This is a genomic window from Marinoscillum sp. HNIBRBA16962, assembly GCF_057801515.1.
The window spans coordinates 2,064,939-2,084,822 of sequence record NZ_CM173603.1 but is presented as its reverse complement, the minus strand read 5'-3'; the positions used below and the strand labels follow the sequence as shown (position 1 = coordinate 2,084,822).

Sequence of the window (19,884 nt, the reverse complement as noted above, 5' to 3'; positions counted from 1 at the left end):
TGAAATAAGTTGCGAGTTACACACAGTTGCCTGTTAGTTTAAATACCATTATTTTGCAATCAAAAAAAACATGTCTACATCTTACAGAGATCTGGATATTTATAAAGATTCCTTCCGGTTATTTATTAAAACGCACCAGGTTTCACTAAAACTACCTCGACATGAGTTATTTGAACTAGGTAGTCAATTGCGTCGGTCTTCTGATTCAGTAAACAGCAATATCGTGGAAGGGTATGGCCGAAAAAAGTATAAAAAGGATTTTATCAAATTTCTAACTTATGCTCGGGCAAGCAATGACGAAACCATAAATCACCTGGAAAAACTGAAAACACTATATCCAAAACACGACTCGACTTTCTCTGAATTACTGAACGAATACAATCTTTTGGGAAGTAAAATCTACAAGTTTATTGAATACGTCATTAATCACTGGAGGTCATAGGCATAGATCATTCAACAACTACGCAACTTCGCCATACCCGTAACCTCGCAACCCCAAACCTGTGTGTGTGACAAAACCCGAAACATCGCAACACGCAACACCGCAACAGTTTAACCCGCAACACCGCAACCCGTAACACGCAACAGTTCAACCCGCAACCCTAACTAATCCCCGCTCCATTCTCGGCATCCTTATCAGGACTCACTGCCTTTAGCGATCCATCAGCATTTTCTGCAAAGAGCAGCATACCCTGAGACTCGATACCCATGATCTTTCGAGGTGCAAGGTTAGCCATTACGACCACTTTCTTACCTACCATGTCTTCAGGAGTAAAGTGTTTGGCAATGCCACTGACGATAGTACGCTGATCCAGCCCGGTATCCACGGTAAACTTCAGGAGCTTATTTGATTTTTCTACCTTCTCAGCAGTCTTGATCTCCCCTACTCTCAGGTCCATCTTCATAAACTCATCAAAAGTCACCTCCTCTTTGGCAGGCTTAACATCCGGCGCTTTTTCAGCTGCTTCGTTCGCTTTTTTAGTGTCCATAAGCTTTTGTACTTGTGCCTCTACGGTACTGTCTTCTATCTTTTCAAATAATAATGTAGCCTCATTGATGGGTTTACCGGCATCAAAAAGTGAAATATCACCTGCCTTTGTCCAACTCATTTGCTCCTGGTTAAGCATAACTTTCAGCTTAGCAGAAGTAAATGGAAGGAACGGCTCTGACAGGATCGTCAGACTACCGGCCAGCTGAAGAGCCAGGTTCATGATAGTGCCTACCCGCTCTTCATCCTCTTTGATCAGCTTCCATGGCTCAGTATCTGCCAGGTATTTGTTCCCTTCCCGTGCCAGATCAATCAGGTGCGCTAAAGCTTCTCTGAATTTGAACTGATCCAGTGAACCTTCGATGCGGGAGAGAAAGGTCTTCATTGCTGCGATCAGTTCCTCATCCCTGGCAGTAAAGTCGCCCCTGTTTGGGATTTTTCCATCAAAATACTTGTGGGTGAGGACCACGGCCCTGTTGACAAAATTCCCGAAGATAGCCACCAGCTCGTTGTTATTACGAGCCTGGAAGTCTCTCCAGGTAAAGTCATTGTCTTTCGTTTCAGGCGCGTTGGCAGTAAGCACATACCGCAGCACATCCTGCTTGTCCGGAAACTCCTCCAGGTACTCATGCAGCCAGACAGCCCAGTTGCGTGAGGTGGATATTTTGTTTGACTCCAGGTTTAGAAATTCATTGGCCGGCACATTATCGGGCAGGATGTATTCACCGGAAGCTTTGAGCAATGCAGGAAATATGATGCAGTGAAAAACGATATTGTCCTTTCCAATGAAGTGGACCAGACGGGTATCTTCTTTCTTCCAGTAATCTTCCCAGTTTTTTCCATTTTGTGCTGCCCAGTCTTTCGTAGCGGAGATGTAACCTATCGGGGCATCAAACCAAACATACAGCACCTTCCCCTCGGCTCCTTTTACCGGAACGGGGATTCCCCAATCCAGGTCACGCGTCATCGGACGAGCACGCAAGCCATTGTCCAGCCAGCTTTTGCACTGCCCCGATACGTTAGGTTTCCACTCCTTGTGGTCTTTCAGTATCCACTCCCGCAACCAGTCTTCATACTGATCCAGCGGAAAATACCAGTGTTTCGTTTCCTTTTTTACAGGGATCTCTCCACTCAACATGGATTTTGGGTTGATCAGCTCTGCGGGGCTTAGTGTGGAACCGCAGTTTTCACACTGATCACCATAAGCTTCCGGAAAGCTGCAGGTCGGGCATGTACCTTTGATGTACCGGTCAGCCAGGAATTGCTTTTCTTTTGGGTCATAAAACTGCTCCGAAGACTGCTCAATAAACTTCCCCTCCTCATAGAGCTTTTTGAAGTAATCTGAAGCTGTCTGGTGGTGGGTCTTGGAACTCGTTCTTGAATAAATATCAAAGCTGATGCCGAGCTTTTCAAAAGAAGCCTTGATCTGATTGTGGTATTTGTCCACTACCTGCTGTGAGGTGATCCCCTCTTTTCGAGCACGCAGGGTGATCGCTACCCCATGTTCATCAGACCCACAAATGAAGGCCACATCCTTTCCCTGCAGCCGTAAATATCTTGCATAAATATCTGCCGGCACATACACTCCTGCCAGGTGCCCGATGTGAACCGGGCCATTTGCGTAAGGAAGTGCTGCCGTAATGGTATGACGATTAAATTCTTTCTGAGACATCTGCTAAAAACTATTTCGGAGGGCAAATATAGAAAGATTGCCACAGGGATTGCCAATGAATCCGGGATAAGAAAACAGCCCTCCGAATTTGCTTATCCGGCTATAAAAGGTTCCCCTGACCGGGCCTGCAGGTAAATGAAAAGCACATAAGAAAAATACATGATCCCTGAAATGATCGTCAACCCGATCGCATAACGCGAATGGACCTTTTCCTCATAAAACCACGCAAGTATCGGTAGCAATTGCAATCCATGTAAAGCCATAAAATGACCTACTCTAAAATCACCCCCAAAAAGGCTCCAGTTTAGAAAAAAGAGTCCGGGCCCGTCTTCAGGAGCGCCCACAGCATGCCCCACATTCGAAACCAGAATATGGCCCATATAGGCCCCTACTATCCCAAAAAACAACCCCAACACCAATCCGGCCTGCATATTGAGACTTATTCGTGGCATTCGCCTAAACAGCATCCAAAATAAAAAGAGGATCATGAAGACCGTATTCGTATAGATGAACGTACCCATCATGCCAAAGACAAAACTGTCAAAAGAGGTAGCAAAATTGAAATGAGAACCAACTCCCCGCACAGACTGCATGGTAATGAGCGCCATCTCCACAACCATGCTGATCATAAAAACCCAGCGCAGGACTGCCCGGAAATTGTTTTTTGGCACCACACTCAGATACAGCCCCATGGTCCAGAGGTAGACACCTATCGACAAAGCAAACTTCATTGGCTTGAACCAGATATTTACGCCTGTCACCATACGGTCATCCAAAAAACCAGCCACCAGTAGCAGGCCAAAAAGTAAAAAATGCGCTACCCCCAGCTTAAACAAAAGAGGCTCATTCAACTTTAACTGACGATACAAGGAACGGACCATAACTTTTTTTGCCAGGTAAAATACTGAATTCAGATATCAAAGTGGAATATTTTGTGGCGGATTGGTACAACCATTGATACATGGAGTAAACCTTTAGAGTAATAAGGTAAGGAGACTTCCAGGGAAATTTTCTTTCTTTGTCCTGCTTAAAAATTGGAATTATGATTAAAAAATTTGCAATAGTCCTTACGCTATTCTCACTGATTGCTGCCCAGGCTCAGACTGACAAGTACTCAGTGGAGATAGATCTCAACGGCACTGCTGATGATCAGGTGCCCGTAACCATTTACCCCCCGGCTTCTGATTCTGCCTTTGTGGAGTATCACATGGCCAAAGTTGTACCCGGAACGTATGATATCTCTGATTTCGGACGGTTCGTGGCGGACTTCACTGCTTTGACGAAAGCGGGTGACACCCTTTCCGTAGAAAAGCTGTCTACCAATCGCTGGAAGATCGAAAATGGAGGAAAGCTACACAAAATCATGTACCGTGTACATGACTCCTGGGACGACTTTGACGGATATGGAGACAATGTGATCTTCGAACCGGGTGGAACCAACATCGACAGGGAAAACAAAACCTACGTGATGAATACGTTTGGTTTCGTCGGGTATGTGAAAGACCGGAAATTCAACCCCTATGAGGTCACCATCCTCCACGATAAAAGCATCTACGGAGCCTCTGCTTTACGCAAAAAGCAGGTTTCTGACTCATCGGATGTCTTTTACGCTTCGGACTTCAACTTCCTGGCAGATGGCCCGATCATGTACAGCAATCCGGATACCGTAACCAGGAAAATTGCCAATGCAGAGATCCTCGTCTCTGTTTATTCACCTAATAAAGTGCTTTCTGCTAAAGAAGTGATGGACAACATCACCGACCTGATGGAAGCGCAAAGTCAGTACCTGGGAGGACAGCTGCCGGTAGATCGCTACGCATACCTGATCTATCTCAATGACAGCCCTACCCTGTCGGGCGCCATGGGAGCGCTGGAGCACTCGTACTCATCCGTATATTCTCTTCCGGAAGCCGGTGCTGACCGTATCGGGCAGACGGTGAGAGATGTAGCTGCTCACGAGTTTTTTCACATTGTAACACCTCTGAACATTCACTCCGAAGAGATCGGCAACTTCAACTACATCAATCCCGAAATGTCGCAGCATCTGTGGCTGTATGAGGGAGTGACCGAGTACAGCTCCATGCATGTGCAGGTAAAATACAACCTGTATGGTCCGGACAAATTTCTGGACGAGATCCGGGGTAAGCTGCTGGTGGCAGACCGCTTCCCGAAAGATGTGCCGTTTACAGTCATGAGCGAGAACATCCTGGAGCCGGAGTATGCCGATATGTACACCAATGTATACTACAAAGGTGCGCTGATCGGGATGTGTCTGGACCTGTACCTCATCAAATACTCTGACGGTGAGAAAGACCTGCAATGGCTGATGCGCGAGCTGGCAAAAAAGTACGGAAAGGAAGTATCCTTCAAAGACGAGGAGCTGTTTGGGGTGATCGAAGAGCTTACTTATCCCGAGGTTGGGGAGTTTCTCCGTACCTATGTAGGTGGTAGTGAACCGCTGCCCATTAAAGAAGTTTTTGGCTGGGCGGGGATCAACTATGAAGCAGAGCAAGACACGCAGATCATCACACTGGGCAACCTCTCTCTTAACCTGAACGAAGACCGGCAGATCATTGTAGAGAGCCTTGAGGATGCCAATGAGTTTGCCGAGGATCTGAAGCTGGAAGAAGGCGATGTATTGCTGAAGCTAAACGGAGAAGAGATCACATTGAGCACATTTCAGGATATTGTCACCAAATTCAAAGAAAGCGAGCCCGGAGATAAAGTGACTATGACCGTACTACGTACCAAAAAGAACGGCAAGCAGAAAGAGAAAAAACTGAAAGCCAAAGCCATGCAGGTAGACTCTACGGAGAAGTTTGTGATAGAGTTTAACGAAGAGGCTACTGAAGAGCAGCTAAAAGTGCTGCAGGCATGGCTCGTAGCGAAGAAGTAGATTAAGACATTCTATGTTAATGTCATCCCGAAGTATGAGGGATCTTTCTAACGTTTAGAGATAAATCACTAAAAGCCCGTGCAGTATGTGCGGGCTTTTTTATTGATCACATTAAGCCTGGATATGTTTAGTCGTAACTTTAGAAATGCTGGAATAACCGTATTTTTATTCGGATATAAACGAATATAAACGGAAGTATTCGGATAATAAAATGCTTAATAAAATTGATTTTCGGACTTTTGAACTACGTATCCGACTTATGTTACTTACTGGGAAGCAGTGAGGTAATTATCATTTATTTAGAAAACGGTATTAATCTGAGATACACCCAGGAGCTGATGGGCATGGCAGCCCAAAAACTACTGAGATCTATACACATGTGGCTCAGAATGATTTACATAAAGTGGTGAGTCCTTTGGATAAATTGGATTTAGAGGGGTAGATTTGATAGTGTATAAGTGTAATAGGCTTATACATTTGTTGGGAAGCATAATCAGAACGCGTATGAACCTCTCAGAAAAAAACAGAACAACTCTTTTGACTCATTTGCACAAGTCCATTGAAGAGACTGCTAACATCATGGCAAACCACTTGAACAACGGACGAACTAACCAACTCATTAACTATCCACCAAATGGGGGACTAACTGATGAAGAAAAAGATTCTCTCGAACAATTCAAAAATAATGACATTCTAAGAGACGCAATAAGGAAAGTATTTGCGAGCAACTCTGCATCGGTGCTTTTTGAACTCTTCAACATAATAGACGGAACTGGCGACCCTGACCCAGGAACTGGCGAATGGTCAGAAGTGATGCTCGTTGACAAGCCGGAAGATTTTGACGAGCATGTAGAATTCCTACATGACCAATTCTACGAAACTTATTGGAACTGGAGGAACAAAAGAAAAGCCAATTTCAAACTGGACCTGTACGAGGACTAAACAGAGATGCAGATTCGCAAGCCATTTTCTGAAAAATTAAAAGAGCGATTCAGCTTTGAAATACAGGATGACGAATATCGTCTTGCATTCAAATCTGAAATTGAATCTAATTTCGACCCGAACATGGTCGGACATGATCTAATTTTAGAAGAACTAATTATTGGATGGGATGATTTCGTCAACGAGCTCGAAGATGGATACGACATGACTTCATATGAGTTTGATAACGACATGGATATCTGGCGTGAACCTGTAGACTTGCTTGTAAATTCCCAACTCTTAAGGAAATTCCCTGAACACTCAACAACACTAAGAATAATAAACAAAATCGATAATCGGTTCAGAGCTATTAGTCAGGAACATGAAAAATTTTATAAACTGGAACCTTGGTGGCGCAAACGGTTTTTGCTTCGAGCATCGAGTGAATATTTTGATACTGTTGCGGTAGATTTAACGGACATTAAAATCGAAATAATTGATGAATAACGCTTCCCAATCGAGTAGACGGCCGTGAGCCATAAGCTCACGGTGCGCCTCTCACACCACCGTACGTACGGGTCTCGTATACGGCGGTTCACTGAATTTCGGGTTGCATCTTATGGTAATAGGAAAGCATCGATTCGTACCCTTTGCGTCTGAGTCGGGGTAAGGTAATAGTCGTGCCAAGAATAGGGCTTTGGGCTACCGCCCAGCCTCCCATGCGAGTACGACTATAGGCATATGCTCTGTCTTTACCCAGTCCCAGACGGATCAGGTTCTTACGTTTCCGCTCAGGTTTCTTCCAGTCATGCCAGATACAATACCGAAGGCGGTTCCTTAGCCACTCATCCAGTGCTTTGAGCTTGGCATGAATGTTCGTCAAGCGAAAATTGTTCACCCAACCTCTCCACACTTCGGCCAGCTTCTGTAACCGCTCATCGAAACTCATTGGTTTGGTCTTTCTGGTCAGATCCTTGAGCTTGCGCTTGAAGGATTGCCATGCACTCTTCTTTACTACAAGTTGGTATTGTCCCCTCGATCCCTTCGTGTATACCGGAACAAATCCATGTCCCAGCAACTCGAAGTTCACCGGTCTGCGTATCCCGCTTTTCTCCCTGTTGATCGGCAGCCTCAACTTATCCCGAAGGAAAATGTAGATGGCATTACCAATCTTCCTGGCTTCTGCTTTTGATCCAGCATAGATGCTGAAATCATCTGCATAGCGGACATACCGCAATTCTCTTTCGACCAGATATTTATCCAATTCATCCAGCAGGATGTTGGATAATATCGGACTGATCGGTGAACCTTGCGGCATACCTTTCCGACGTTTGTGGAGCCTTCCATTAATTGAAATGGGCGCTCTCAGCCACTTTCGGATCAACCGCAGGGTCGTCGGGCATTTTACCTTCTTGTGGATCAGTTGTAACAACACCATGTGGTCTACTTCATCAAAGAATCCTTTCAGGTCTATATCCACAATATCCTGATAGCCATCATTGATGTACTTCAGTGCCTGTGACACTGCCTGTTGGGTATTCTTCTCAGGCCGGAAGCCATAGCTATGGTCTTCAAAATTCAATTCGAATTTTGGGGCAAGTATTTGGCTTACCGCCTGCTGTAGCCATCGGTCCGTTACGGTTGGAATCCCCAGTAATCGGGTCTTTCCATTACCTTTGGGTATCTCTACACCAAGTATAGCAGCAGGTACATAAGTGTGGTTAAGAACAGAGGTCATGATACTGTCCCGGTTGACTTCCAGATACGTTGGAAGCTCCGCAACTGACATCCCATCTATCCCTGCCGAACCCTTATTCCGCAACACCTGCCGGCTAGCTTTGTAGAGGTTCTTTCGCTTAAGTACTTCTGCTATCATAAAACTTACTTCCTTGTCTGCCTAAGGATAGGCTATCTGCCAGTCGGCGGATTCCTACCCGAATTTGGACACAATTCAATGTTCGGCCCTTCCTCAACTTGTGAGTCCTCCATCTGTCTCTGATGGCTCGTGGCTGATGAGTACTATGACCTCTGCTGACTTCTCAGTCTGTAGCTCGTACAGTCCGAGACCTCCCCAGGTAAGGACATATTCCTTCCCCCAATATCCACTGGATCTACATGCCAAGTTCCTGATGGTTTCCCACCCTTTGGACGTCAGTATGATGTGTTACCTCATCCGACTTGACATGCCTCTGTATCCAGTCGCCCGGCGACCCGGTCCTGTTCGTTGGAACCAGGGTTTGCAGTCTCGCTTCCTTCACTCCATGTCTCACGACAAACGAGCTTGCGACTTGCTAATGCTTCGGGACACGACTCCCGCACATAAGGGACTTGGCCTTCTGCCGCACCCTCTGGAATAATTTGGTATCTTTAGATACCAGATGCCCATGCTGGGCACACACAAATGCTAAAATCCATAGACCTACTGAGGTACTTGCCAAGGTTTGATGGGATAAGATACTTTACCGATATTTACAGATGTCCAGCCTACGGATTTTAGCTGGTCGTTATGGCTCATCAAGGACAGAGCAAAGTGAAACTAACTCGAAAATTCATCATTTTTCTCCTGCCGATTGGACTGCTAATTGGATTCTATCTCTGGCCTGAACAAAAACTTCCGAATGGACTTACCGCTGATAAACTTGTGGTGAACAAATCCGAACGTAGACTAGAGCTATGGGTGAATAACGAACTCATTAAGACCTACAGAGTATCACTTGGAAAGACCCCTGAAGGGCATAAAGAAAACCAAGGAGATAGTCGAACTCCTGAAGGACTTTACTACATCAACGACAAAAACCCGAACAGTCAATTTCATCTGAACTTGGGAATATCATACCCTAATACCCAAGACAAAGTGAACTCTCCTAATCCAGGTGGAGATATCAAAATTCACGGATTGAAGAACGGAACTGGTTGGATTGGGAAATTTCATCAGACAATTGACTGGACGGATGGGTGTATCGCGGTAACGAACTCAGAAATAGAGGAACTTTATGAAGCAGTAGCTATTGGAACACCCGTTCAGATAAACCCATAAACGAGCCATAACATTGTGTATGGGCGCATGTGCTTACGTGCTTCTAGCCTCTTCTGTGCAACTTGACCGTGATATCTGCCGCTGAGAAACGGTAGTGCTTTCTACCATCTTTTGCTCGCAGGAGTTTTTCATCTTTCTGAACGCACTGTCTCTCGGATACTTTGGAAGCACCGGCAGATTCACTATTTTAGTACTATTAGCCACTGGGGCGCACACAGCGCCATACACGGGCGTTGAACGAAACCTCCTTGCGTCGGTAGTTGGGACATCATGATTAACTTAAGGATTCACAAAAACAGAATCATGATGAAAAAAAAGAAAAGTTAAGCCAGCGATTTGTCCGAGAGCTCAAGTTCCGCAATTATAGCCCTCGTACTGTGAAATGTTATTTGACCATGCTGGTTCAGATCACCAGGTACTTTAATCAGTCTCCTGATGAATTGACTACAGAGCAACTTAAGGCGTACCTCTATCACTGCAAGGAAAAAAGAGGCCTTTCCAATTCTTTCATTAACCAGACCATCAGTGCCATGAAAATCCTCAAGCAGGATGTTTTGGGGCAAGAATGGAATGAGAAGATCAAGGTTAAGCGTCCGAGAAGGGACAATCCACTTCCTGAGATCCTGTCAAAGCAAGAAGTAAATAGGCTAATCGAATGCACTGCCAATCCTAAGCATAAAGCTATTCTTGCACTGCTTTATTCATCAGGTATGCGTAGGGAAGAGTTGCTAAACTTACGGCTTAGTGACATTGATTCCACACGCATGGTCATCAGGATCAACAATGGCAAAGGCAATAAATCCAGGGATACATTATTGGCAACCAATGCTTTAAAGCTATTGCGGGATTACTATTCCAGTTCTTATCCAAAACCACAAACCTACGTTTTTGAAAGCTGGGCTCCCGGCCAACAATATTCTGCAGCATCAGTTTTAAAAATTGTTAAACGGGCTACAGAAAAAGCAGGAATTAAAAAGAAGGTTCATCCGCATAGCCTGCGCCATGCCTTTGCGACGCATATGTTAGAAGCAGGCTCTAACCTAAAGCTGATCCAGAAGCTATTAGGCCATAGTTCCTTACGTTCTACGATGGTTTACCTGCACCTGGCAGCTATAGATCCTTCTGTAAAAAGTCCATTTGATCAACCGGATGACTTGTGAAAGTGGACAACAAACGACATCCACTGGATGTAGCCTGCATATTCAAGGAGTATGGCAAGCAATTTCTGGACAAGCATAAGCTATGCAGCGACCAGTTCAAGGCATTTACAGCTATTGAACAATGTAGAACAAGGGCACTGGGTGGTCATGTTGAGGGATGTAATCAATGCGGTCATCAACGGGTATCCTATAATTCGTGCAGGAATAGGAGTTGTAATAAATGCCAGTACACCAAACAACTGGTTTGGGTAGACAAGCTGAAGAGTAGCCTGCCAGTGTGCCGGTATTTCCATATGGTGTTTACCATTCCCTCAGACCTACATAAGACATTCTACCTCAATCAGCGGGAGTGTTACAGTTTGTTGTTCAAAGCAGCTTCTGCTACTCTGAAAAAAGTGTCGAAAAACCCGAAGTTCCTGGGGGCACAAACCGGTGCTGTGGCAGTGCTACATACCTGGGGCCAGTCTTTAACCTATCACCCTCATATCCACATGCTCATTCCAGCTGGAGGACTTTCTGAAGATGGAATGGAGTGGGTGCAAGCAGGCAAGAAGTTTTTCCTGCCGGTAAGGGCACTTTCTAAAGTGTTTCGTGGTGTATTCTGGAGTTTGCTGGAAAAGCAAACTGCCAATAAAGCAGTCCGGCTACCGGACGATGTTGCTGACACGTCCACACTAAAGAAGCGACTATATGCCAAAAACTGGAATGTCTATACAAAGAAGTCATTGGCAGGCCCTCAGTCGGTAGTACAGTACCTGGGCAAGTATACTCACAGGGTGGCTATCAGTAATAGCAGGTTAGTTGCTGTCAAAGGTGGTAAAGTGACCTTTCGGTGGAAGGATTACCGGAAGAAGCTTCAAAAAAAGCAGTTGATGTGCCTGGATGCTGAAGAGTTTATCGGCAGGTTTATTCGTCATGTACTTCCATCTGGATTTTATAAGATCAGGTACTATGGATTATTGGCCACAGCCAATAGAAACAAGAAGCAGCAATGCTTTGCACTTATAGATGAACCTCTTCACGTGCCGCTGCTTCAAGGCATGCCTGCAAAACAGGTTTTAAAAGTTGTTACCGGAAAAGACCCGGATACTTGTCCAAAATGCAACAGGGGGAAGTTGGCACCAAAGACTGTACTGGACCCAGTGTGACACACAGGGCCTATACGCTCTTTGATAAATTGAAAAAGCATTAATGGCTAAACCGGCTGGCGTTTGGTAGGCCTTACTATGCCTTTTCCTGAGCGAAATGATGAAGAAAAATCAAAGAGATCACAGTAATTGGCTCAACGAATGGTGCCTTGTGGCTACTATCCGCAGCTTTTGGCCACAGCTTGCAGGTGCTACTCCCATAGGCCTGTAGGTAGAGGCACCCGTCCAACGATGTTTTATAGAATATTTGCTTCTATCTGGCAGATTCCTTCAATTGGATAAATTAGTCCTACAGGAAAATCTCGTAGGGCTTATCTTTAGGCAAACATTCTATAAAACACTATATTGTTAGTGGCAATTCCCCGAATCGCATATGCATAAGTTCCTGATTATTTCATTTCTACATCTTTCAATCCTTCATTGTAACGGCCAACAACCGAACAAACTCACAATCGGGGTAATTGATAGTATTTATTCGGAAGTTCTAAACGAACAACGTGAAATTTGGATTTCTCTTCCTAACTCATATGAACCTCAGACCAATTCTAAGTATCCAGTTTTATACCTTTTAGATGGTGATGCTTATTTTCATTCGCTTTCTGGGATAGTCAAACAATTGAGTTCATTTGGAACAACTTCGTATCCTGAGTCAGTTTTGGTTGCAATCCCAAATACTAATCGTTACAGAGATTTAATGCCTTTTGATCCCGATGACGAATCTTCGGATTCAACAGGAATTGAGAGATTTACTAAATTTCTTGAAGAGGAACTTATTCCTTTTATTGAAACTAAATACCCCACACTTCAACACAGAACAATAATTGGTCATTCATTAGGAGGCTCTTTTGTTGTGAATACCCTCATCAATCATCAGGAGTTATTCACAAACTACTTGGCAATTGACCCTGGACTCAAGTCTCACGATTATCGCTTCCGTAACTATGCAATTGACAAAATCAGAAATAACAACTTTGAAGGCAAGACCTTATTCGTGACAGTGGCTAACACAATGCCGGAAGGCATGGACACCCTCACAGTTTTACAAGATACGACATGGGTAACTTCAACGATGCGATCAAACTTGAATTTTGTCCAAGCAGTTGAAAGAATCAATAGTAGCGGCTTAGACTTCAAGTGGAAGTATTTTTCAAATGAAAACCATTTGAGTGTACCAACCATTTCAGGATATTATGGACTAAAGTACTTTTTTAGTTGGAACACACTTGATCTTGACAAGATCATCAGAACGAACCCAAATATTTCAGGACAGTCTTTCTTTGATAAAGTGACTAAACATTATCGCTTCGTGACCAAGAAACTAGGTTATGAAACCTTACCCAGTCATGAACAAATGAATGACCTTGGATACTACTACTTACAAAAAGAGGATTTTGACGGTGCAGGTCTCTTCTTTCAATACAACATCGACAATTACTCCACTAACTCAAATTCCTACGATTCGATGGGTGATTTTTTCTTAGCAAAAGAAGAACCTGACAAGGCTGTCGAAATGTTTAAAAAGGCAATTGAAATAGATGGCAACTCTGATTCAACTGAGAAACTTAAAGAACTGAGTAAAAGCCACTAATCGAGTAGACGGCCGTGAGCCATAAGCTCACGGTGCGCCTCTCACACCACCGTACGTACGGGTCTCGTATACGGCGGTTCACTGAATTTCGGGTTGCATCTTATGGTAATAGGAAAGCATCGATTCGTACCCTTTGCGTCTGAGTCGGGGTAAGGTAATAGTCGTGCCAAGAATAGGGCTTTGGGCTACCGCCCAGCCTCCCATGCGAGTACGACTATAGGCATATGCTCTGTCTTTACCCAGTCCCAGACGGATCAGGTTCTTACGTTTCCGCTCAGGTTTCTTCCAGTCATGCCAGATACAATACCGAAGGCGGTTCCTTAGCCACTCATCCAGTGCTTTGAGCTTGGCATGAATGTTCGTCAAGCGAAAATTGTTCACCCAACCTCTCCACACTTCGGCCAGCTTCTGTAACCGCTCATCGAAACTCATTGGTTTGGTCTTTCTGGTCAGATCCTTGAGCTTGCGCTTGAAGGATTGCCATGCACTCTTCTTTACTACAAGTTGGTATTGTCCCCTCGATCCCTTCGTGTATACCGGAACAAATCCATGTCCCAGCAACTCGAAGTTCACCGGTCTGCGTATCCCGCTTTTCTCCCTGTTGATCGGCAGCCTCAACTTATCCCGAAGGAAAATGTAGATGGCATTACCAATCTTCCTGGCTTCTGCTTTTGATCCAGCATAGATGCTGAAATCATCTGCATAGCGGACATACCGCAATTCTCTTTCGACCAGATATTTATCCAATTCATCCAGCAGGATGTTGGATAATATCGGACTGATCGGTGAACCTTGCGGCATACCTTTCCGACGTTTGTGGAGCCTTCCATTAATTGAAATGGGCGCTCTCAGCCACTTTCGGATCAACCGCAGGGTCGTCGGGCATTTTACCTTCTTGTGGATCAGTTGTAACAACACCATGTGGTCTACTTCATCAAAGAATCCTTTCAGGTCTATATCCACAATATCCTGATAGCCATCATTGATGTACTTCAGTGCCTGTGACACTGCCTGTTGGGTATTCTTCTCAGGCCGGAAGCCATAGCTATGGTCTTCAAAATTCAATTCGAATTTTGGGGCAAGTATTTGGCTTACCGCCTGCTGTAGCCATCGGTCCGTTACGGTTGGAATCCCCAGTAATCGGGTCTTTCCATTACCTTTGGGTATCTCTACACCAAGTATAGCAGCAGGTACATAAGTGTGGTTAAGAACAGAGGTCATGATACTGTCCCGGTTGACTTCCAGATACGTTGGAAGCTCCGCAACTGACATCCCATCTATCCCTGCCGAACCCTTATTCCGCAACACCTGCCGGCTAGCTTTGTAGAGGTTCTTTCGCTTAAGTACTTCTGCTATCATAAAACTTACTTCCTTGTCTGCCTAAGGATAGGCTATCTGCCAGTCGGCGGATTCCTACCCGAATTTGGACACAATTCAATGTTCGGCCCTTCCTCAACTTGTGAGTCCTCCATCTGTCTCTGATGGCTCGTGGCTGATGAGTACTATGACCTCTGCTGACTTCTCAGTCTGTAGCTCGTACAGTCCGAGACCTCCCCAGGTAAGGACATATTCCTTCCCCCAATATCCACTGGATCTACATGCCAAGTTCCTGATGGTTTCCCACCCTTTGGACGTCAGTATGATGTGTTACCTCATCCGACTTGACATGCCTCTGTATCCAGTCGCCCGGCGACCCGGTCCTGTTCGTTGGAACCAGGGTTTGCAGTCTCGCTTCCTTCACTCCATGTCTCACGACAAACGAGCTTGCGACTTGCTAATGCTTCGGGACACGACTCCCGCACATAAGGGACTTGGCCTTCTGCCGCACCCTCTGGAATAATTTGGTATCTTTAGATACCAGATGCCCATGCTGGGCACACACAAGCGCTGAAAGTGCATATGTCTGTCTGCTTCAAGCAGACTTCAGTGCAACATGACCACAAAGCTGCGCCTTCTGGTATTCCAGTGTTCTTCAGCGCTTTTGGTGCTTCTGGATTTAATTTTTCTCAACGCAGTATTTCATTGAAACAGTTGCGCGGGTGGCGCAGCTTTGCTAGTTTAGTTTTCCATCAGCAAAGTTCGGGACATACGCACTTTAGCTGTACGTTACATGGCATTACTGCACTACGCCCTAGATTGCGAACTCATGAAAAAACTTCTAATTCTTCTAGCTGTAGTTCTTTTCGGCTCAACTCTGAATGCACAGAAAGTGAAGGAAACATTTCACCCTAAGGAACACTATGAACAGCGAACTGACACTATAATTTCAGAGACCAATATCCACTGGATCTTCCGAACAATTCCGAACGAATTCATAACTCAGGAATACCAAGCCGACAACAAACTTTACAAATACAACTACCGTGATACGGAGCTGAAAATTGGAACTCCTGATTTCGAACTGACATTCAACAAGATGAACTTTCAGGACTCAATTGGCTTTGATCCCAAAGTGTTTAGGATGAGATTTCTTAAGCTTGAGAATTTTGATGAACGAACATCTGAACTTCAATTCTTCTTAACTATTAGCAAGCCAGATACTGATTGGACATATCCAATTTACTTGTATGTGAACCTGAACGGAACTAGCCGCTTCGAACTGCCAATTTTTGATGATGATTATTAATTATTTCATGAGAACATTAACTATTCTAATTCTATTTCTTTCGACAATTCAACTGAATGCTCAAAACAGGACCGACTTGCTAACTGGAACTTGGAATTGCTATCACAAGGAACTTGAAGACGGCACCACCTGTGGAGCAGATTTTATGGGGCAAGAATTCACGTATTCATGTAACGACTTAACTCTTGAACTGAGAGAAGATGGAACAGGAACGGAATCGCAGGGTGGACTGGAATTCCAATACGCTTTGGAAGATTCATTACTCCAACTAGGCAATCGGGTTTACGTCATTGAACTGCTTAACAAACGAGAATTGGTTATTCGTGATTATGATCCTGATGAAATGAAATTATCTATTTATCGGCAGAAGTTTCGAAAAGAAACAGAATAGCTATTCGAAAAACAACGCCATGTAACAGGCGTGGCTGTTGCACAACCCCTCAATTTATGGCCTTGCATATATAAATATAGCAAATAGCTCAATAAATAACAGAATGTTTCATTTTTTAATTATCTTGAGTTGTGCAACAGGCACAATGGATAGAGACGAATGGCCTAACCATTTCATAGCAATCTTCTCTGCAACTTGATCACTAAATCTGCCCTGAGGAATGGAAATGGTTGTCTGCTGAGTGATTTACGCAGGATTTTTTGTCTTTCTAGGCGTACTGCGAACCTGCCAGTTGCATCACGTGGCAGATTTTGCTACTTTAGATTTTCATAGTACCGGTAGGGCCACTCGCTCTATCCGGGTGTTAGAGAGTATTATGAGAACTAGCTATAATATTTTCCTTTTCCTAATCATCGTTACTTCATCCTGTTCAAAAAACAATGAACGAAGTGAAATGGACGGTAAACATATCTTCCTAAAACCAAATGGGGATACTGCTGAAGTTAAATATTTTGAGAAGAATGAATTAGTAAGAGTTGATAAGTATGGCTATTTCCAAGAGGAAGATAGTACTCCTGTAACCCCATTTACCCAAATCTACCTTACTGAATTATACGGAACAGACCAGAATTTCTCTAGAATCGAATATGATCGAACACCTAACTCTGAACATGCCTACTATTTCAAAGACAGCATTCTAGTAAAATCAATAAAGAAATCATACACCGATAGCGTGCTTGTTGTAAGGGAAGTATTTGATTCAGAATATCAAATGATAGACTTTAAGCAATATCATCAAAATGGCCGGATATTTATAAAGACAAGAACTTATGGAAATGGAATCCATGAGGTATTTGACACTCTAGGTGACCTTAAATATAAGGTAGTGTTTAAAGATCGTGAACCAACCGATACAATAAAGAACACTCTCTAACATTGAATACAGCCGAATGGCCTTTACTAATTTCACCACCAACTTCTCTGCCCACCTCACCACTAAATCTGCCTTGGGAAAGTGGGTGGTATCTGCTGAAAGATTTACGCAGACTGTTTGACTTTCTGGACGCACTGCGAACCTGCCAGTTGCATGGCACGGCAGATTTAGCTACTTTAGATTTTCATTGCACCGGGAGGGCCACTCGCTCTATCCGGACATTACCAGCAATTACCTTCATATTGCATAAGAACTCATGAACAAATTACTACCCTATCTCGAACGAGTTTTTTTGGCAACCCTGGCAGTAGCTTTTATACTCCAACTAACTGGATCTGAACTTTCAATTTTAATGACTCTTAGTCTTGCAGGACTTGGCGTAACATTCTTCTTAAGTGCGTACAAACCCCTAGACATTGAACCAATAGAGGGCGAACAAATGGGATTCAACGAACTTTTGGGTTTGTCGATTGTACCTAAAGTCCTATGGATTAGTACGGCAGTGGCAACAATTGGAATTCTGCTTTACACGCTACAATTGGGTAACGATGGCTATTTGAGAATGCTTTACATTGGCGGATCAACAATTATTATTGCATCTGTAATCATGCTAGTTCTTAAGGCAATTGGAACGAAGTACCTCAACGCAACATTTCCTGTCTACTCTCGAGCCTTGCCAACTCTACTTGTGGTCGCCTACATACTTTTCGGGTGAATCGGTAATTATGCGAACCTACATCATTCTCTTTCTACTTGCTAACTCCTACTTGGCTTTTGGTCAACTTGTAGATAAGTCAGAATTTGACAGACTGGTGATCGTTGACGAATACAACAATAACTACAGTATAATCTACGGGAGAGTATATAAACTAAACTTGCATGACAGCTTGCCAATGCTAACTCTAACTAACGAATACAAATCGCCAGATACTCTTCGTAGTTTTTATCAGGGTCGAATCCCGAACTGGGATAAAATTCAGAATAGTGAACCGAATGATACAATAAGCGAAATTAACCCTAAACTAGTTGACGAACTTATTGAAACATTAAACCAACCCAAAAGCTTAGGAAGCCTGTTAGACTATTACAGTATCGACAGTTCTTGGCACTTCTCAAACAAGGATCGACTAATTCATAACTGGTTAACTACTTACTATAACAGCGACAAACTTGAAAAGGAGTACGCTAAATATGTATTGAATGATTTTGAACAATTTCAAAGAATGGCCTACTATCATGTTCTTCAATCCAATACCTCAGGATATTCAAGCGTTACAGTTGCATTTGAAAATGATACAGATACTTTATTTGTTCATTCAATCGGCCAAGAATCATTTCTAATTCCTTGGGAATCCGACACAACTTATAAGAACTATGACCCTAAAGTTTCAGAATTAGTGAGTCGATTTCTACCAACTGACATAATTATCAACAAACAAACTCTGCGTCCAACTCTTGCGGAATTTGAACAAGGAATATTGAGAGAGCTTTCATTTAAAGTGAATTTCATCGATCGCAAAAAAATCAAGAAGTTTCTAAAAAACGGAAAAACTGATAACAGTCCTAAAAAAAAACTACGGAGATATTGACAATGACGGGTAACGACAGACATATCATGACACAGACCGACAGAGCAACCGGTCAAAGACACAGACGACTTATAAAAAAGAAAAAGCTCTCCCTGCCCCTTTCGAGTTTCATTTAATAAATTGCAACCTTTTCATGATGTAGAATCACCATGTACAATCAATTTGGTGCTAGCAGGGTACTAGCAGGGTACTTGAATTCAAGACAGAGTGCAGAAGGGTTCGATTCCCCTCCTCCACACCCGATAAATAAAAACGATATATGGCAAGAGCTGGTAAACCATTAAAAGTAGATTCTGAATTAGAGTATTTTGACAACTTGATAGTTAAGAATGATAAAAAATCGCTTAAGAAATTGATTAAAAAATATGGAGCCGATGCATATGATGGCAATAGACGGACTATTTTGATAAACTCTGTTGCGAAAGGAAATTTAGAGATTGCGAAATTTGCTATTGAAAATGGAGCGGATTTAAATTTCCAGGACAAGTCAGGTTACACATCTCTACATTTTTGTGCTCTTTATAAATACATTGAGTTGACAGATTTGCTTTTAGAAAAAGGGGCAGATGTAAATATTCGAGACGAACATGGAAATCCTCCTATCTGGACAGCGATATTTAATTCAAAAGGTGATTTTACGATAGTTCATAAACTCTTTAAAGCCGGAGCAGATATTGAGACAAAAAATGTTCATGACAAATCTCCAAGAGAAATGGGAGAAACAATATATCAGGATAAATTTGATGAATTATTAAATGGATGGTAGAATGACACGTTGTTTTTCTACCTGGAACCTCTAAACGGTCTCTAACGACCTTTGTGGACGCCTCACTTGCAGCCAAATCCGGAGCAGACCGTTACGACCTTTGTGCAGACCACTACGGGCTTTATGCAGACCTTTACGGCTTTATGCACGAATATCCGTCAATTTGAA

At 43.5% G+C, this 19,884-nt stretch carries 19 protein-coding genes and 1 pseudogene; 14 read left to right on the top strand and 6 right to left on the bottom strand.

The genetic code is table 11. From position 1 onward, the window contains the following. Positions 1-70 precede the first annotated feature (70 nt). Positions 71-442, top strand: coding sequence for a four helix bundle protein (locus tag AC3E9V_RS08880; protein ID WP_488752831.1), 372 nt, complete (start codon positions 71-73; stop codon positions 440-442). Positions 443-602: 160 nt separating this feature from the next. Here AC3E9V_RS08880 and metG read toward each other — a convergent pair whose 3' ends face one another. Both metG and AC3E9V_RS08870 read right to left on the bottom strand, forming a co-directional pair. After that, positions 603-2,660 carry a methionine--tRNA ligase gene (gene metG, locus AC3E9V_RS08875; RefSeq protein WP_488752830.1) on the bottom strand — a complete coding sequence of 686 codons (2,058 nt, stop codon included), beginning with the start codon at positions 2,658-2,660 and terminating at the stop codon, positions 603-605. Between the two features lie 92 nt (positions 2,661-2,752). Beyond that, positions 2,753-3,541 carry a hypothetical protein gene (locus tag AC3E9V_RS08870; protein WP_488752829.1) on the bottom strand — a complete coding sequence of 263 codons (789 nt, stop codon included), beginning with the start codon at positions 3,539-3,541 and terminating at the stop codon, positions 2,753-2,755. A 161-nt stretch (positions 3,542-3,702) separates the two neighbouring features. On the opposite strand from AC3E9V_RS08870, the gene AC3E9V_RS08865 reads away from it, so the two are divergent. From AC3E9V_RS08865 to AC3E9V_RS08855, 3 genes are all read left to right on the top strand, one after another. Next, complete coding sequence (locus AC3E9V_RS08865) at positions 3,703-5,556, top strand: M61 family metallopeptidase (protein WP_488752828.1); 1,854 nt, start codon at positions 3,703-3,705, stop codon at positions 5,554-5,556. Positions 5,557-6,060: 504 nt separating this feature from the next. After that, positions 6,061-6,498, top strand: coding sequence for a hypothetical protein (locus AC3E9V_RS08860; RefSeq protein WP_488752827.1), 438 nt, complete (start codon positions 6,061-6,063; stop codon positions 6,496-6,498). Positions 6,499-6,504: 6 nt separating this feature from the next. Continuing rightward, complete coding sequence (locus AC3E9V_RS08855; protein WP_488752826.1) at positions 6,505-6,984, top strand: hypothetical protein; 480 nt, start codon at positions 6,505-6,507, stop codon at positions 6,982-6,984. An 88-nt stretch (positions 6,985-7,072) separates the two neighbouring features. On the opposite strand, the gene ltrA (AC3E9V_RS08850) is transcribed toward AC3E9V_RS08855, so the two are convergent. Both ltrA (AC3E9V_RS08850) and AC3E9V_RS08845 read right to left on the bottom strand, forming a co-directional pair. Further along, a complete protein-coding gene (gene ltrA, locus AC3E9V_RS08850) occupies positions 7,073-8,353 on the bottom strand; it encodes a group II intron reverse transcriptase/maturase (protein WP_488749240.1) in 1,281 nt (426 codons plus the stop codon). Between the two features lie 93 nt (positions 8,354-8,446). After that, a complete protein-coding gene (locus tag AC3E9V_RS08845) occupies positions 8,447-8,599 on the bottom strand; it encodes a hypothetical protein (RefSeq protein WP_488748835.1) in 153 nt (50 codons plus the stop codon). A gap of 384 nt (positions 8,600-8,983) precedes the next feature. Between AC3E9V_RS08845 and AC3E9V_RS08840 the strand changes: the two genes are divergently transcribed. The 4 genes and pseudogenes from AC3E9V_RS08840 (at position 8,984) to AC3E9V_RS08825 (ending at position 13,410) form a co-directional block, all read left to right on the top strand. Beyond that, positions 8,984-9,514 carry a L,D-transpeptidase family protein gene (locus tag AC3E9V_RS08840; RefSeq protein ID WP_488748844.1) on the top strand — a complete coding sequence of 177 codons (531 nt, stop codon included), beginning with the start codon at positions 8,984-8,986 and terminating at the stop codon, positions 9,512-9,514. A 335-nt stretch (positions 9,515-9,849) separates the two neighbouring features. Then, positions 9,850-10,674: pseudogene (gene xerA / locus AC3E9V_RS08835) on the top strand (site-specific tyrosine recombinase/integron integrase); the annotation flags it as partial. Next, positions 10,671-11,822, top strand: coding sequence for an IS91 family transposase (locus AC3E9V_RS08830; RefSeq protein ID WP_488752825.1), 1,152 nt, complete (start codon positions 10,671-10,673; stop codon positions 11,820-11,822). The pseudogene xerA and the gene AC3E9V_RS08830, both read left to right, overlap by 4 nt. 373 nt (positions 11,823-12,195) lie before the next feature. After that, entirely contained in the window at positions 12,196-13,410 is a 1,215-nt protein-coding gene (locus AC3E9V_RS08825) for an alpha/beta hydrolase-fold protein (protein WP_488748841.1), read from the top strand. Positions 13,411-13,488: 78 nt separating this feature from the next. Here AC3E9V_RS08825 and ltrA (AC3E9V_RS08820) read toward each other — a convergent pair whose 3' ends face one another. Both ltrA (AC3E9V_RS08820) and AC3E9V_RS08815 read right to left on the bottom strand, forming a co-directional pair. Next, positions 13,489-14,769, bottom strand: a complete 1,281-nt coding sequence (ltrA, locus tag AC3E9V_RS08820; protein ID WP_488749240.1) for a group II intron reverse transcriptase/maturase — start codon at positions 14,767-14,769, stop codon at positions 13,489-13,491. Between the two features lie 93 nt (positions 14,770-14,862). Next, a complete protein-coding gene (locus tag AC3E9V_RS08815) occupies positions 14,863-15,015 on the bottom strand; it encodes a hypothetical protein (RefSeq protein ID WP_488748835.1) in 153 nt (50 codons plus the stop codon). A 541-nt stretch (positions 15,016-15,556) separates the two neighbouring features. Between AC3E9V_RS08815 and AC3E9V_RS08810 the strand changes: the two genes are divergently transcribed. The 6 genes from AC3E9V_RS08810 (at position 15,557) to AC3E9V_RS08785 (ending at position 19,716) form a co-directional block, all read left to right on the top strand. Next, the gene (locus AC3E9V_RS08810) at positions 15,557-16,036 is read left to right on the top strand and encodes a hypothetical protein (RefSeq protein WP_488752824.1); all 480 of its coding nucleotides are present in this window, start codon (positions 15,557-15,559) and stop codon (positions 16,034-16,036) included. Positions 16,037-16,043: 7 nt separating this feature from the next. After that, positions 16,044-16,427, top strand: coding sequence for a hypothetical protein (locus AC3E9V_RS08805; RefSeq protein WP_488752823.1), 384 nt, complete (start codon positions 16,044-16,046; stop codon positions 16,425-16,427). Between the two features lie 454 nt (positions 16,428-16,881). Then, complete coding sequence (locus AC3E9V_RS08800; RefSeq protein ID WP_488752822.1) at positions 16,882-17,361, top strand: hypothetical protein; 480 nt, start codon at positions 16,882-16,884, stop codon at positions 17,359-17,361. Between the two features lie 256 nt (positions 17,362-17,617). After that, positions 17,618-18,076 (top strand): hypothetical protein, encoded by a 459-nt coding sequence (locus tag AC3E9V_RS08795; RefSeq protein WP_488752821.1) that lies wholly within the window; start codon positions 17,618-17,620, stop codon positions 18,074-18,076. Positions 18,077-18,086: 10 nt separating this feature from the next. Continuing rightward, the gene (locus AC3E9V_RS08790) at positions 18,087-18,950 is read left to right on the top strand and encodes a hypothetical protein (RefSeq protein WP_488752820.1); all 864 of its coding nucleotides are present in this window, start codon (positions 18,087-18,089) and stop codon (positions 18,948-18,950) included. Between the two features lie 259 nt (positions 18,951-19,209). Beyond that, positions 19,210-19,716, top strand: a complete 507-nt coding sequence (locus AC3E9V_RS08785; protein WP_488752819.1) for an ankyrin repeat domain-containing protein — start codon at positions 19,210-19,212, stop codon at positions 19,714-19,716. The last annotated feature ends 168 nt before the right edge of the window (positions 19,717-19,884 follow it).

Bases quoted from the DNA above. Each gene is read 5' to 3' on its own strand.
- AC3E9V_RS08880 (WP_488752831.1), top strand. From the start codon at position 71: ATGTCTACATCTTACAGAGATCTGGATATTTATAAAGATTCCTTCCGG.
- metG (WP_488752830.1), bottom strand. From the start codon at position 2,660: ATGTCTCAGAAAGAATTTAATCGTCATACCATTACGGCAGCACTTCCT.
- AC3E9V_RS08870 (WP_488752829.1), bottom strand. From the start codon at position 3,541: ATGGTCCGTTCCTTGTATCGTCAGTTAAAGTTGAATGAGCCTCTTTTG.
- AC3E9V_RS08865 (WP_488752828.1), top strand. From the start codon at position 3,703: ATGATTAAAAAATTTGCAATAGTCCTTACGCTATTCTCACTGATTGCT.
- AC3E9V_RS08860 (WP_488752827.1), top strand. From the start codon at position 6,061: ATGAACCTCTCAGAAAAAAACAGAACAACTCTTTTGACTCATTTGCAC.
- AC3E9V_RS08855 (WP_488752826.1), top strand. From the start codon at position 6,505: ATGCAGATTCGCAAGCCATTTTCTGAAAAATTAAAAGAGCGATTCAGC.
- ltrA (WP_488749240.1), bottom strand. From the start codon at position 8,353: ATGATAGCAGAAGTACTTAAGCGAAAGAACCTCTACAAAGCTAGCCGG.
- AC3E9V_RS08840 (WP_488748844.1), top strand. From the start codon at position 8,984: ATGGCTCATCAAGGACAGAGCAAAGTGAAACTAACTCGAAAATTCATC.
- AC3E9V_RS08825 (WP_488748841.1), top strand. From the start codon at position 12,196: ATGCATAAGTTCCTGATTATTTCATTTCTACATCTTTCAATCCTTCAT.
- ltrA (WP_488749240.1), bottom strand. From the start codon at position 14,769: ATGATAGCAGAAGTACTTAAGCGAAAGAACCTCTACAAAGCTAGCCGG.
- AC3E9V_RS08810 (WP_488752824.1), top strand. From the start codon at position 15,557: ATGAAAAAACTTCTAATTCTTCTAGCTGTAGTTCTTTTCGGCTCAACT.
- AC3E9V_RS08805 (WP_488752823.1), top strand. From the start codon at position 16,044: ATGAGAACATTAACTATTCTAATTCTATTTCTTTCGACAATTCAACTG.
- AC3E9V_RS08800 (WP_488752822.1), top strand. From the start codon at position 16,882: ATGGACGGTAAACATATCTTCCTAAAACCAAATGGGGATACTGCTGAA.
- AC3E9V_RS08795 (WP_488752821.1), top strand. From the start codon at position 17,618: ATGAACAAATTACTACCCTATCTCGAACGAGTTTTTTTGGCAACCCTG.
- AC3E9V_RS08790 (WP_488752820.1), top strand. From the start codon at position 18,087: ATGCGAACCTACATCATTCTCTTTCTACTTGCTAACTCCTACTTGGCT.
- AC3E9V_RS08785 (WP_488752819.1), top strand. From the start codon at position 19,210: ATGGCAAGAGCTGGTAAACCATTAAAAGTAGATTCTGAATTAGAGTAT.